An 11,998-nucleotide genomic window follows, 5' to 3' on the forward strand; every position below is an offset into this window, starting at 1 on the left:
ACGACTCGGAACCGGCCGATCATCTCAGTCACACGCCGGTGCCGCCGCCCCGGCCCCGATCTCGACGCCGTCGTCGGTCGACAGCGAGACGGTGATCTCCTCGACCGCACGCCGGTACTCGCTGGCGTGCTTGCCGTCGGTCCTGATTCGAATCCCCTCCTCGAACAGGCCGGCCTCGGTCAGCAGGTCTATCTTCCGGTAGGCCGTCGAACGCGGGATGGAGCACGCCTCGATGAGTTCCGCCGCGGTGCGGGGTTCGTCGGTCGCCACCTCCAGCAGTTCCCGGCAGTCCGGATCGTTCAGGGCGGTCAGGGCGGCCTCCGAATCGACGGTCTGCGTGCCGGGGTGCCGGAACTGCAGTCCGGTCGCGGTCTCGTTTCTGCTGCCGGCGGTGGACGGGTTCGTCATACTCGGTAGGAGGGGCGGGACCGTTGCGTATTGGGACCCACCATACACAGGGAGTTTATATGCACGACGCTGGCCGGGGTCCCGCGGTGGGGGGACTGACCGGTCGTTCCTGCCCCCGTCCGCAGGCGGGCAGGTCAGTTGACGGCGAACGACCGGCTGGAGACCGGTCCACCACAGAAGACGCACCCCTCCTCGAGGAGCGTCCGTCGGGTCCGCGACGTGACCGCGATCTCGCCCCGACAGTCCGGGCAGACGAACGTGGATCTGTCCATATCACGAACAGGCGCCCGTTGGACATACTACCGTTCCTTCTTCCCGGTTCGTGGGACAGCGTACCGCGGCGCGGGATTCGGGGCGGTCGGACCCTCACTCCCGTATCGACTCCCAGGTCTCGAGGACCTCTCGGGCGACGCGTTCGTGGTCCTCGTGCCGGCCGGAAACGCGGGTAAATCCCTTCCCGACCGCCGCTGCGTCTCGGGGGTCTCCGGGGGACACCCGCGGCTCCTCGCCGCCGTCCGCCACAGAAGCGATGGGCCCTGCCGGATTTGAACCGGCGCTCAATCCGTTATGAGCGGATCGCTTTGAGCCAGGCTAAGCTAAGGGCCCTCGGTTCTCGGATACTCCGTGCGGGCACTTTAGTGTGCCGGGAATCCCGCAGGGAAGCGGCAGTACCCGGCCGGGACGACCGCCATCCTGGCCGGGTCGACGACCTGCCTGCCACCACACGAAGATGAAAGACCGGGGAGACCGAACCCGCGGTATGGACTTTCGCTTCGACTACGACCCCGGGACGATCCGCTACGGCGAGTGCGTCGCCGACCTCGCGGGGGAACTGGCGGCGCTCGGCGCCGACGACGCCCTCGTCGTCACCGGCCGGACGGTCGGTTCGACGGCGGCGGTGATGGACCTCGTCCGCGATGGACTCGGCGACCGCCTCGCCGGCGTGTTCGCCGAGACGACGCCCGAGAAGCGCTTCGAGACGGCTGTCGCCGGCGCCGAGCGCTTCCGGGCGACGGGCGCCGACGCGGTCGTCGCCGTCGGCGGCGGCAGCAGTCTCGACCTCGGGAAGCTAATCGCGGCGCTCTCGGCCCGTGGGTCGCCCGAGGCGGCCCACGACCGCTTCGACGAGACGGGGTCGGTCGCGGTCCCGGACGGCGACCTCCCGCCGGTGGTGGCGGTGCCGACGACGCTGGCCGGCGCCGACCTGTCGATGGTCGCGGGCGTCACCTCCCGGCGAGACGGGTTCGTCCGCGGCGGCGCCTACGACGAGCGACTGATGCCGTCGGCGCTGCTGTACGACCCCGACCTCTTCCGGACGACGCCGCACGGCGTGCTGTGTGCCTCGGCGATGAATGGCTTCGACAAGGCCGTCGAGACGGCCTACGCGGCGACGGCGACGCCGATAACCGACGCGACGGGGCTGCGGGCGCTGCGGCTGCTCTCACGGGGACTGCCGGCGCTCGGCGCGGGCGACCGCGACGACGCGACGATGCACGACGCCGTCGTCGGGACGGTGCTGGCCCAGTACGGCTGCTCGCGGGCCGACGGCCTGACGCTGTCGCTCATTCACGCCTTCGGGCACGGCATCGCCCGCGGGTACGACGTCCAGCAGGGCGGCGCCCACGCCATCGTCGCACCGCACGCGCTCCGGTACCTCTTCGACCGGGTCGACGGCGCCCGCGAGTTGCTGGCCGACGGCCTCGGCGTCGAGGCGACGACCCCCGAGGCGACCGCCGACGGCGTCGTCGAGGCGGTCGTCGAAATCCGGGACGCGCTGGGGCTGCCGACGCGGCTCCGGGAGGTGGACGACATGGCCGAGTCGGACCTCCCCGACGTCGCGGTGGACGTCCACGCCGACGGGCTGATGCCCTACTGTCCGTCGGGGCTGGACCCGACGGTCGAGGAACTGGAGGCCGTGTTGCGCGAGGCGTGGTGACGGACCGCCGGATACCCGCTCGCCCACGCGAGAGAAGCGCCGCCGCCAGGTCTCGAACCTGGGACAACCTGGGTAACAACCAGGTGCTCTACCAACTGAGCTACGGCGGCCCGTTGCGTTCGTCCTTACTTCGATTCGATAAATAGGGCTTTCGCTTCGCCCCGGCATCGACACGCTTTACCAGCCGACGGCGCAACCGCGGGTATGTCGCTGGAGTCGGTCGTCGTCGAGGTTCGCGGCCGGGTGGTCCCCGACGAGGCCGAACGCGAGGCGCTGGAGTCGGTCGTCGAGGAGCTTTCGGCCCGCGCCGAGGCCGCCATCGCGGACCTCCCCGTCGAGGCCGACACGCGACTCGTCGGCTCGACCGCCCGCGGGACGTGGCTCTCCGGGGACCGCGACGTCGACCTCTTCGTCCGGTTCCCACCCTCGCTGTCCCGCGAACAGCTCGAGACCCACGGGCTGGCGGTCGGCCACGAGGTGCTCCCCGACGGTCACGAGGAGTTCGCCGAACACCCCTACGTCAAGGGCGAACTCGACGGCTTCGAGGTCGACTGCGTCCCCTGTTACGCCGTCGAGTCGGCAGCGGATATCCGCTCGGCCGTCGACCGGACGCCGTTCCACACCGACTACCTCGAGGGGCGAATCGAGCCGCTGGCCGACGACGTCCGGGTCGCCAAGGCCTTCCTCGGCGGCATCGGCGTCTACGGCAGCGACCTCGAGACGAGGGGATTCTCCGGCTTCCTGACCGAACTGCTCGTCCTCGAGTACGGCGGCTTCCGGCCGTTCGTCGAGGCCGCGGCCGACTGGCAGCCGCCCGTCCGCCTGACGCCCGAGCCGCACGACGAGGGGGGCGAGACGGCGTCGCCGAACGCCGGTGACGGCGACGACGGCTCCGCCTTCGACGACCCGCTCGTCGTCGTCGACCCGACGGACCCCGGGCGCAACGTCGCTGCGGTCTGCTCGGCCCGCAACGTCGCCCGACTCGTCCACTATGCCCGCGAGCTGCTCGACGAGCCGCGGGTCGAGCTGTTCGAGTCCCGCGAGCCGGACCCTCTGTCGGCGGCCGCGGTCCGCGAGCGGGTCGAGGCCCGCGGGACGACGCCCGTCGCGGTCCGGTTCGAGGCGCCCGACGTTGTCGACGACCAGCTCTACCCGCAACTGGAGAAGTCCCTCGGCGGCGTCGAGGGTGCCCTCGAGCGGGCCGGGTTCGCCCCGCTCCGCTCGGCGCGGTTCGCCGACGGGACGGCGGTCCTCCTCGTCGAGTGCGCCGTCGCCGAACTGCCCGCCGTCGCCCGCCACCGGGGCCCGCCGGTCGGCGTCCGCGAGCACGCCGAAGGGTTCTACGACGCCTACGCCGACGACGAGACCGTCACCGGCCCGTTCGTCGACGAGGAGGGCCGCTACGTCGTCGAGCGCCCGCGCGAAGCCCGGACGCCGGCGGACCTGCTCGAGGCGAAACTGTTCGACGTCTCGCTGGGCGTCCACGTCGAGTCCGCACTGGAGTCGGGGTACGACCTGCTCGTCGGCGAGGAGATAGCAGCGCTGGCCGACGAGTTCGGCGTCGAGTTGGCGCGGTACTTCTGGCCGGAGCCGTGAGGCGCTACTCGTCGTCGGCGTTCTGTCGACTCTCGCGGTAGCGGAGTAGTCCCGCGATTACGACGAGACCGACGCCGGCCGCGGTGCCCACGAGTGTCGCCAGCGTCCTCTCGACGACCACGACGGCGACCGTGACGAGTCCCATCGCCACGGGCAACAGGACGGCGAACGGGTCCTCGACGCCGTGGTCTCCTTCCTCCGGCACGGCTCGAAGGTCGCGGCGGCCGGACAAAACTCCGGCGACGGCGAGGGCGGCGCCCCCGGCGCTACAGGTCGTGGGCGTCGGCCACGTCGCGGATGACGCCCGCTGCGTCGTCGTCGACCTCGTCGTCAGGGACGACGGGGTCGCGGCCGTCGAACACCTCGTGGACCATGCCGACGGAATCGGCCAGCGCGTCCAGACCGTATCCGCCCTCGAGCACGAAGGCGAGTGCGGCATCACACCGGTCGGCCGTCTCCCGGACCAGGTCGGTGAGGTGGCCGTACCCTTCCGTCGAGACCCGCATCCGTGAGATGGGGTCGTGGCGGTGGGCGTCGAAGCCCGCGCTCACCACGAGCAGGTCGGGGTCGAACCGCTCCAGCGCCGGCGCCACGAGGTCGTCGACGACCGCCGCGTACTCGTCGTCGCCGCTGCCGCCGGGGAGCGGCACGTTGAGGTTCGTCTTCCGGGCGTCGGGACCGCCGGTCTCGAGCACCTCGCCGGTCCCCGGAAAGAGCCCCCGCTCGTGAACGGAGGCGTAGAGGACGTCGTCGTCGTCGTAGGTTATCTCCTGGGTGCCGTTGCCGTGGTGGACGTCCCAGTCGAAGACGGCCACGCGGTCGACGTCGTCTCGCGAGAGCGCCCCCCGGGCGGCGACCGCGACGTTGTTGAAGAAACAGAAGCCCATCGCCTCGTTCGTTTCGGCGTGGTGCCCCGGCGGGCGCCCGATGGAGAACGGCGTCGACCGCCCGTCGGCGCCGTCGAGGGCCGTCTCGGCGGCCCACGAGGCCAGTCCCGCCGAGGCCCGGGCGGCGTCCCACGTCTCCTCGACGGCGACGGTATCGGCGTCCCAGGTCCCGCCGCCGTCTTCGCAGAACTCCCTGACGGCCTCGACGTAGTCGGGGTCGTGGACGGCCGAAAGCGCCGCGTCGTCCGCGAGGTCTCCCTCGACGTACTCGACGCCGTGTCGCTTCGAGAGCCCGCGACGGATGGCCCGAAGGCGGTCGGCCGTCTCCGGGTGCCGGGAGCCGGTGTCGTGTTCCAGACAGACCTCGCGGTAGCCGAACCTCATTCGAAGTACGGTTCGAGTTCGTAGTAGGTCTCGACGTCCTCGGCCTTGATCGTCCGGCGGTCGGCGTGCCGGGCGAGGATGGCCGCGGCCGCCGCGACGGTGTCCGCGTACGATTCCAGTTCGCCCGCCAGCGCGATGCGGGCGTCCATCGAGACGCGGTAGCGGTCGTCGATGTCGAGCCGTGCGATGCGGTCGACGGGCGCGACCGGCAACTCCAGCAGGTCCTTGTCGACGACCGGGGCGTCGAAGTCCTCGGCCATCAGCGTCTTCCGCCCGTCCGCCGTGGCCTCCTCGGCCGCCGCCGCCGCCAGCGCCGCCCCCCGCTTTTGGATTCGGCGCGCGAGTTCCTCGGCGGCTCCGGCGCTGACCCGCAACTGGCCTGCGTTCCGGCGGATGACGGAGTCCACCGGGGCGAACGGTAGCTCGACGCTCATACCCCACAACGCGGGCGAGGCAGCCTTAACTGTAACGCAGACCGGGCGCCGCGATGGCCGGCCGTCGCGGGCTCAGCGGAGTTCCTCGGCGACGAAACTGTCTCCGTCGCGGTGCCCCCGGACGGTCACCTCCTGGCCGAGGTGGACGTCGGCGTCCGTCTCGACGCGGAGCGTCTCCTCGCCGCTGTCCAGGATGACTGGATCGCCCGGCTGGACGACGGTCCCGGTGAAGGTCTCCCGGTCGCCATCGTGCGGTTCGTCGGCGTCGTCGGCGTCGCGGGTCTCGGGCGCAGAGCCGTCGGCGAACTCGTCGAGGCCGGCCGAGTCGCCGCCACGGTCCGGTTCGGCGCCGTCGAGGACGACCACGGCCGACTGCCACCCGGCCGACGCCTCGAGGTCGTCCTGCCAGCCGTCCTGTATCTCGACGTCGGCACAGAAGATTTCGTCGCCCGGCCCGACGTCGAGGTCGGCCTTCGGTCCCCACAGCGCGACCCGGATGTCATCCGTCTCGTCCTGCAGGCGGACGTTCCGCACCTGGCCCTCGCTGCCGTCGTCGCGGTCGAAGGTCCGTTTGGGGTCCGCCGACCGGATCACGCCGGCGATGTCGACCGTCTCCTCGATTTCGACCCCGGCGATGTCGGTTGCATCGGGGACGAACTCGACGGACTCCTCGAGTTCCTCGATGGCGCCGCGGTCCCCGACGTGTAGTTCGAGGGCGCCCTCTCGCTCGCGGACGTAGCCGTCGACGATTTCGACGCTCTGGCCGGCGTCCAGTTCCGTCGCGCGGTCGGCCCGCTCGTCCCACAGCGTCACGCGAACGCGGCCCGTCTCGTCGCCGACGGTCAGGTTCGACACCCGGCCCTCGCTGCCGTCGTCGCGGTCGAAGGTCCGCACCTCGTCGGTGTCGAGCACGACGCCGCGGAGGTTCACGTCGGACTGGCCGAGCGACAGCGACTCGACGGTCCCGTCACCCCCCACGTCGACGTCGATGTCGGCGTCGGCGTCCGGTTCGACGCGGTCGGCGCTGACCTCCACGCCGTTGTAGCCGTCCTTCGGGCGGCCCTTCACCCGGAGGACCTGCCCGGCCGCGAGTTCCTCCTCGGCGGCCACCGCGTCGTCGTCCCACAGCGCGACCCGGATACTGCCCGACTCGTCGGCGACCTCGAGGTTGAGTACGTGGCCGTCCTCGTCGTCGCCGTCCCGCTCGAAGGTCCGCAACTCGCCGACGCTCAGCACCTTGCCGAGGAACTTCGCCTCCTCGAGGCCCGGTTCGACGTCGGCGATGGTCTCGACCTCGCCGCCGTCGAGGTCGTGCGCGATGAGCATCGCGGCCGTCTCCTCGTCGGCCAGCCCCCCCATCTGCTCGACCTTCTCCTCGACGGCCTCGCGGAACTCCTCCTCGGAGACGTCGGCGTCGAGGTCCGCGTAGACATCCTCGATGGCACCCATAGCTACAGATGGCATGGACGGCCTCCCGAAAAGCGTTGTCGTTGTCGGTACGACCCGCTGTCGTCCGGTCGTCTGGGCATGGGGGGCCTGGCCGCGTCCTCCGGCAAAAACCCTCGGCTACCGGCTCCGAATCTCCCAGTCGCCGTCGTCGAAGCGGGCGACGGCGTCGAAGAGCGACGACAGCGTCGCCAGCACCTGGTCGTCGTGGGCCTCGGGGTCGATGTGATAGTGGGCGACCGCGTCCATCGACCGCACCTGGTTCGAGAGGACGTGCAGGAACCGGAACGCCCGCTCGAGTTCGACGTACTGCAGCAGCACCGTCAGCGAGTCGAAGGTGACGACCGTCTCGGGACCGCCGTAGCCGTCGAGGTAGTTGCCGACCTTGATGCCGACGCCCGTCAGGTCGCCCGGGTTCTCCACGCAGGCGACGGCGTTCCCGTCGATGTCGCTGGCGTCCCCCGGACCGCGCGTCGACTCGCCGACGCAGATGATGCCGCACCGCCGCGGCTTCCCGTCGGCGTACCGGCGCCACTCGTCGAGATACTGGTCGGGCGTCTGCCGGTAGTCAACGGCGAGGACGTCGACCGTCGAGGGCTGGTCGGGGAAAAGCGTCCGGTAGTACGACTCGCGGGCCCTCTCGTCGAGCGACGTCGCCAGCACGAGGACGTTCGACGCGTCCTCGAGGTCGGCGCTGCTCGGGCGGTCGATCAGATCGCCGACTGACTCCCCGGCTGACATCTTAATCCTCCTTCGCCGTTCTCCGCAATAAATACCATGGATGGTTGACAGGCACCGGTCGCGGTAGCTGAATCGTAACCCCTATACGTCGAACCGGGGTACGTAGAGATGAGTCCGGATAGGGTAGTGGACTATCCTCTTGGCTTGCGGAGCCAGGGACCGGCGTTCAAATCGCCGTCCGGACGTTCTTCGGCGAACGACGCGACGAGCGCCAGCGAGGAGACCGTTCGCCGAAGACGGCCCGACGCGATTTGAGCAGACGAGGAACGCGCAGCGAACGGAGTGAGCGAGCATTTCTCGGCGAGTTCAAATCGCCGTCCGGACGCTCACTTCGTTCGCGTCCGAACGAGGTTCACGCTCGCTCCGCTCGCGTGAACCGCCGTCCGGACGTTCTCATTGGTGCAACACCGCGAGCGACAGCGAGGAACCGTGATTCGCCCCGTCGATTTTTCTACCGACGGCCGGTAACCGACGTATGGACCACCTGCGGGCGGGGACGGCGCTGTTCAACGCCGGCCACTACCTCGCGGCCCACGAGCCGTGGGAGGAGCGCTGGCTCGAGGACCCTCGCGGGAACCGGGACGACTGCATCCAGGGACTGGTACAGGCGACGGCCGCGACCCACAAGGCCCGGACGGGCAACTGGTCGGGCGCCGTGGGTCTCGCCGAGAGCGGCGCGGCCTACCTCGATGGCTGCGGGCACGAGGATCTGCGGGCCTGGGTCCGGCGGCTCGCCGCCGACCCGGAACTCGCAGAACGGGAGCGGCCACCCGCCCTGGCTGTCGATGGCGAAGTGGTCACCGTCGAGGACCTGCAGTTTCCGGCCGCGGGCATCGCCGCCGAGGCGCTGGCGGAGACCCGGGGCGACGAGGTCGTCGAGCGGGCCGTCGCCTACGCCGAGGAGGCGGTCGCCGCCGGGGAGGAGACCAGTCCCTTCGTGGCGCTGACGCTGTCGTACCTGCGGGAGGAGTCGCCGGCCGTCCGCCAGCGGATCGCCGAGCACGTCCGGCGGCGGGAATCGAGGGACGCCGATGTCGAGGGGCTGTTCGACGCCGAGTGACGTTTCTGGTCCCCGACCGGAGGGCCCGCCGTCAGTCCTCCTCGAGCGGTTCGCCCTCGAAGGTGTAGTCGGCGGAGTTGTCCTGTGGGTCGTATCCGAGCACCTCGCGGGCGCGCTCCAGCGAGTAGTACTTGCGGTCGTTGTCCGAGATGCCGTAGACGATTTCGTAGTCGTAGTCGGCCTGCAGCGCACGGTCGTGGATGTGGGCGCAGTCGCGGTAGGAGAGCCACATCGCCTGTCCGCGCTCGTACTCGGCGGGCGGGTGGTTCCGCGTCAGGTTGCCGATGCGGATGTTGCAGACGTCGATGCCGTACTCGTCGTGGTAGTAGCGGCCGACGAGTTCGCCGGTGGCCTTCGAGATGCCGTAGAAGTTCCCCGGTCGGGGGAGTTCGGTGCCGTCGAGCAGGAACTCGTCGTCCTCGCGGTAGAGGTCTGGCTTGCGCTCGGTCTCGTAGTGGCCGACGGCGTGGTTCGAGGAGGCGAAGACGAACTTCTCGGCGCCGGCCTCGACGGCGGCCTCGTAGAGCACCTTCGTCCCGTGGATGTTGGTGTCGAGCACCGAGTCCCACGGCGCGTCACGGCGGGGGTCGCCCGCGAGGTGGACGACGGCGCCGACGCCCTCGCAGGCCTCCGCGACGACCGCCTCGTCGACGACGTCGCCGACGAGGTACGGGTGGTCGGGGTCGAACGGCGGCGGGTTGTGGAAGAGGTAGCGCCAGTCGTAGTCGTCGGCGAGTCCCTCCCGTATCGCCGTCCCGACGGCGCCTTTCGCACCCGTGAGCAACACGGTGTCGTCCATGTGGGTAAACGATAGCGGCAACCGAGTAAGAAACGTCCGGTTCGTTTCGGAACTGCCGGCGGTCCCGTTTCGGGGTCGGTCTTGCCGGGCCGAATCGGGCGCCGGGGCGACGACTGCTGCTCAGTCCGCGGCCGCCGACCCGTCGTCCAGCGCGACGAGTTCCTCGACGTCCGGAATCTCGGCGTCGGCGTCCGTGATGATGTCGATGCGGCGGGTGAGTTTGTCGCGGGCGTAGTTGACCAGCGGCATCGGGTCGATGACGCTGTCCCCGACGGAGACGGTCTCGGCGACGAACGGCATCAGCTCCTTCAGCGTCTCCTGGACGACGGCCTCGTCGACGCCGTTCTCGGCGATGTGGTGCTGGACCTTCTGCATCCCGAAGCCGACGTGGCGCCCCTCGTCGCTCCGGATGTAGTTGATGCCCTTCACCAGGCCCGCGAGGTGCGGCGTCTCCCGGTCGGGCGGCGTCAGCGGGTCGTCGTCGTCGGCTCCCAGCGCCGTCGTTAGACCGAAGTAGCCGGTCTGTGCGAGCACCGACTCGACGACGAGGTGGTAGTGACAGTACGCTCGGACGCGGTTCTCGGGCGTGTCGTCGGTCAGAAGCGTCTCCATGGCGTCCTCGGTGCGCTCGAACAGTTCGACGTAGCCGTCGGGGAAGAACCGCTGGTCGGTCGGGGGCACCTTCTCCCAGCCCCGTTCCTCGGCGACCGGGTAGATGACCTCCCGCCAGTAGCGGTCGAAGAACTGGGTGTGCTTGGCCTCCTCGTAAATCTGGCTGGAGACGAACATCTGGTCGTTGATGTCGTCGAGGGCGACCATCAGCGGCGCCAGGTCCTCCGTGACCGACTCCTCGCCGGCCCCGAACAGCGCGAGGTACTGGGTCACGTCGAGGAACTCCTCCCGGTCGCCCTCCATCGCCATCGCCCGCTCCCTGTCCTGTTCGATGAGCTCCTGGGAGATGTCCTCGTAGGGGTCCCAGTGGTTGTAGACGGCGTGTTTGAAGTAGCCGCCGCCGACCGACTCCTCGCTGATGCGCATCTCGCGGCTCGTATCCCGTATCTGCGTCATATCCTGGCCGAGGGTCCCATCCTGCATGATGGTAACTCCCCGCATTCGAGGCGGTTTATGAGCAGCCGGGCCGCCCTGACGGGGACGACGGCCGCGACTACCGGCCCTCGAAGTCGGGTTCGCGGTCGCCCATGAAGGCGGCGACGCCCTCCATGAAGTCCTCGCTCTCTATCATCTCCTCCTGGGCCAGCGCCTCCTCCCGGAGCGTCTCCTCCAGCGAGCGGTGGTCGCTCCGGTAGACGAGCCGTTTGGCGGCGGCGACGGCCATCGTCGGCCGGCCGGCCAGCGTCTCGGCGCGGTCGGCGACGAACGCGTCCAGGTCCTCGCCCGCAACGACCTCGTTGGCGACGCCCAACTCGACGGCCCGCTCGGCATCGATGCGGTCGCCCGTTATCAGGAGTTCCAGTGCCTTCCGGGTGCCGACCAGTCGCGGGAGCGTGTAGGTCGCGCCGGTGTCCGGCGCCAGCCCGATGTTGGTGAAGCCCCACTCGAAGAAGGCGTCCTCGGCGGCGTAGACGAAGTCACAGGCGGCCGCGATGGAGGCGCCGGCCCCGACCGCCGGGCCGGGCACCTTCGCAACCGTGGGCTTCTCCATCCGTATCAGCCCGGTGGCGATGGCGCCGAAGCCGACCTCCAGTTCGGCGGCGGGGCTGCCGCCGCCCATGTCGCCGGCCAGGTCCAGACCGGCACAGAAGGCGTCGCCCTCGCCCGTGAGGACGACACACCGGACGCCGTCGTCGTAGGCGAGGTCGCGTATCTCCTCGGCCATCGCTTCGGAGGCCGGGGCGTCCAGGGCGTTCTTCCGCTCGGGGTTCGATATAGTGACGGTTGCGACGGCGCCGTCGCGGGTCGTCTCGACGCTCATACCCGGTTGGCTGTCGCCAGCGTCTTTACTCGTTGGGTCGTCCGCCCCGGAGGATTCCCGTCCGCGGGCCGTTCCGGTCGGTACACTTATACGTTTGTCAGGTCTGTCAAACGGTATCGCGGTTCACGTATCGGTGGGGGGTAGGGGGGTGGTGATGCCGATCGAGTCGGGCGTGAACGGCAGTGGTGAGTCCGTCTATGCACGACGCCGAGCACGACGTCGATACGGTCGTATCGCTCGAAATCCGGGACGCGCTCCCGATCCTCCGACGGTCGAATCCAGTCGCCTCCGGCGGTCGGCCCGCTCCGGGACGCGCGCGACACGTCGCTCGCGGTCCTGCCGGACCGGACTCCCGGGGTAGCCAATCGCCGACG

13 protein-coding genes and 3 tRNA genes are annotated in these 11,998 nt (G+C 70.0%); 4 read left to right on the top strand and 12 right to left on the bottom strand.

All coding sequences use genetic code 11. The features are described from left to right. Nucleotides 1–24 precede the first annotated feature (24 nt). The 3 genes from NLF94_RS01100 to NLF94_RS01110 all read right to left on the bottom strand — a co-directional run bounded on the left by NLF94_RS01100 (nt 25) and on the right by NLF94_RS01110 (nt 1,014). Complete coding sequence (locus NLF94_RS01100; protein ID WP_254839616.1) at nt 25–408, bottom strand: winged helix-turn-helix domain-containing protein; 384 nt, start codon at nt 406–408, stop codon at nt 25–27. Nucleotides 409–542: 134 nt separating this feature from the next. After that, nucleotides 543–680 (bottom strand): DUF7560 family zinc ribbon protein, encoded by a 138-nt coding sequence (locus NLF94_RS01105; protein WP_254839617.1) that lies wholly within the window; start codon nt 678–680, stop codon nt 543–545. A 258-nt stretch (nt 681–938) separates the two neighbouring features. Continuing rightward, nucleotides 939–1,014, bottom strand: a tRNA-Ile gene (locus NLF94_RS01110). 154 nt (nt 1,015–1,168) lie between these two features. Between NLF94_RS01110 and NLF94_RS01115 the strand changes: the two genes are divergently transcribed. Beyond that, on the top strand, nt 1,169–2,344 hold the full coding sequence (locus NLF94_RS01115) for an iron-containing alcohol dehydrogenase family protein (protein ID WP_254839618.1): 1,176 nt from the start codon (nt 1,169–1,171) through the stop codon (nt 2,342–2,344). A gap of 37 nt (nt 2,345–2,381) precedes the next feature. On the opposite strand, the gene NLF94_RS01120 is transcribed toward NLF94_RS01115, so the two are convergent. Next, nucleotides 2,382–2,454, bottom strand: a tRNA-Asn gene (locus NLF94_RS01120). Between the two features lie 94 nt (nt 2,455–2,548). On the opposite strand from NLF94_RS01120, the gene cca reads away from it, so the two are divergent. After that, nucleotides 2,549–3,940, top strand: a complete 1,392-nt coding sequence (gene cca, locus NLF94_RS01125) for a CCA tRNA nucleotidyltransferase (protein ID WP_254839619.1) — start codon at nt 2,549–2,551, stop codon at nt 3,938–3,940. Between the two features lie 4 nt (nt 3,941–3,944). On the opposite strand, the gene NLF94_RS01130 is transcribed toward cca, so the two are convergent. The 5 genes from NLF94_RS01130 to NLF94_RS01150 all read right to left on the bottom strand — a co-directional run bounded on the left by NLF94_RS01130 (nt 3,945) and on the right by NLF94_RS01150 (nt 7,832). Beyond that, nucleotides 3,945–4,145 (bottom strand): hypothetical protein, encoded by a 201-nt coding sequence (locus NLF94_RS01130; RefSeq protein ID WP_254839620.1) that lies wholly within the window; start codon nt 4,143–4,145, stop codon nt 3,945–3,947. A 61-nt stretch (nt 4,146–4,206) separates the two neighbouring features. Next, a complete protein-coding gene (locus NLF94_RS01135) occupies nt 4,207–5,211 on the bottom strand; it encodes a histone deacetylase family protein (protein ID WP_254839621.1) in 1,005 nt (334 codons plus the stop codon). Continuing rightward, nucleotides 5,208–5,645, bottom strand: a complete 438-nt coding sequence (locus tag NLF94_RS01140; RefSeq protein ID WP_254839622.1) for a histone — start codon at nt 5,643–5,645, stop codon at nt 5,208–5,210. Before NLF94_RS01140 ends, NLF94_RS01135 begins: the two co-directional genes overlap by 4 nt. A 72-nt stretch (nt 5,646–5,717) precedes the next feature. Next, nucleotides 5,718–7,094, bottom strand: a complete 1,377-nt coding sequence (locus NLF94_RS01145; RefSeq protein ID WP_254841388.1) for a single-stranded DNA binding protein — start codon at nt 7,092–7,094, stop codon at nt 5,718–5,720. A 117-nt stretch (nt 7,095–7,211) separates the two neighbouring features. Further along, entirely contained in the window at nt 7,212–7,832 is a 621-nt protein-coding gene (locus tag NLF94_RS01150) for a DUF7504 family protein (protein WP_254839623.1), read from the bottom strand. A gap of 112 nt (nt 7,833–7,944) precedes the next feature. Here NLF94_RS01150 and NLF94_RS01155 point away from each other — a divergent pair. After that, nucleotides 7,945–8,017: transfer RNA gene (locus NLF94_RS01155), tRNA-Arg, on the top strand. Between the two features lie 290 nt (nt 8,018–8,307). Beyond that, the gene (locus NLF94_RS01160) at nt 8,308–8,892 is read left to right on the top strand and encodes a DUF309 domain-containing protein (protein ID WP_254839624.1); all 585 of its coding nucleotides are present in this window, start codon (nt 8,308–8,310) and stop codon (nt 8,890–8,892) included. A gap of 31 nt (nt 8,893–8,923) precedes the next feature. Here the strand turns inward: NLF94_RS01160 and azf are convergent, their stop codons facing one another. The 3 genes from azf to NLF94_RS01175 form a co-directional block, all read right to left on the bottom strand. Continuing rightward, nucleotides 8,924–9,691: an NAD-dependent glucose-6-phosphate dehydrogenase Azf gene (gene azf / locus NLF94_RS01165; protein WP_254839625.1), complete on the bottom strand. Its 768-nt coding sequence runs from the start codon at nt 9,689–9,691 to the stop codon at nt 8,924–8,926. Between the two features lie 120 nt (nt 9,692–9,811). Then, the gene (locus NLF94_RS01170; RefSeq protein WP_254839626.1) at nt 9,812–10,786 is read right to left on the bottom strand and encodes a ferritin family protein; all 975 of its coding nucleotides are present in this window, start codon (nt 10,784–10,786) and stop codon (nt 9,812–9,814) included. 70 nt (nt 10,787–10,856) lie between these two features. Continuing rightward, complete coding sequence (locus NLF94_RS01175; protein WP_254839627.1) at nt 10,857–11,624, bottom strand: enoyl-CoA hydratase/isomerase family protein; 768 nt, start codon at nt 11,622–11,624, stop codon at nt 10,857–10,859. Between the last annotated feature and the right edge of the window lie 374 nt (nt 11,625–11,998).

Source organism: Natronomonas marina (genome assembly GCF_024298905.1).
In the GTDB taxonomy this organism is placed as follows: Archaea; Halobacteriota; Halobacteria; order Halobacteriales; family Haloarculaceae; genus Natronomonas; species Natronomonas marina.

What these genes read in the sequence shown, in the direction of transcription:
- NLF94_RS01140 (WP_254839622.1), bottom strand. Translation starts at nt 5,645, where the DNA reads ATGAGCGTCGAGCTACCGTTCGCCCCGGTGGACTCCGTCATCCGCCGG.
- NLF94_RS01100 (WP_254839616.1), bottom strand. Translation starts at nt 408, where the DNA reads ATGACGAACCCGTCCACCGCCGGCAGCAGAAACGAGACCGCGACCGGA.
- NLF94_RS01115 (WP_254839618.1), top strand. Translation starts at nt 1,169, where the DNA reads ATGGACTTTCGCTTCGACTACGACCCCGGGACGATCCGCTACGGCGAG.
- NLF94_RS01170 (WP_254839626.1), bottom strand. Translation starts at nt 10,786, where the DNA reads ATGCAGGATGGGACCCTCGGCCAGGATATGACGCAGATACGGGATACG.
- NLF94_RS01175 (WP_254839627.1), bottom strand. Translation starts at nt 11,624, where the DNA reads ATGAGCGTCGAGACGACCCGCGACGGCGCCGTCGCAACCGTCACTATA.
- azf (WP_254839625.1), bottom strand. Translation starts at nt 9,691, where the DNA reads ATGGACGACACCGTGTTGCTCACGGGTGCGAAAGGCGCCGTCGGGACG.
- NLF94_RS01150 (WP_254839623.1), bottom strand. Translation starts at nt 7,832, where the DNA reads ATGTCAGCCGGGGAGTCAGTCGGCGATCTGATCGACCGCCCGAGCAGC.
- NLF94_RS01145 (WP_254841388.1), bottom strand. Translation starts at nt 7,094, where the DNA reads ATGGGTGCCATCGAGGATGTCTACGCGGACCTCGACGCCGACGTCTCC.
- NLF94_RS01135 (WP_254839621.1), bottom strand. Translation starts at nt 5,211, where the DNA reads ATGAGGTTCGGCTACCGCGAGGTCTGTCTGGAACACGACACCGGCTCC.
- cca (WP_254839619.1), top strand. Translation starts at nt 2,549, where the DNA reads ATGTCGCTGGAGTCGGTCGTCGTCGAGGTTCGCGGCCGGGTGGTCCCC.
- NLF94_RS01160 (WP_254839624.1), top strand. Translation starts at nt 8,308, where the DNA reads ATGGACCACCTGCGGGCGGGGACGGCGCTGTTCAACGCCGGCCACTAC.
- NLF94_RS01105 (WP_254839617.1), bottom strand. Translation starts at nt 680, where the DNA reads ATGGACAGATCCACGTTCGTCTGCCCGGACTGTCGGGGCGAGATCGCG.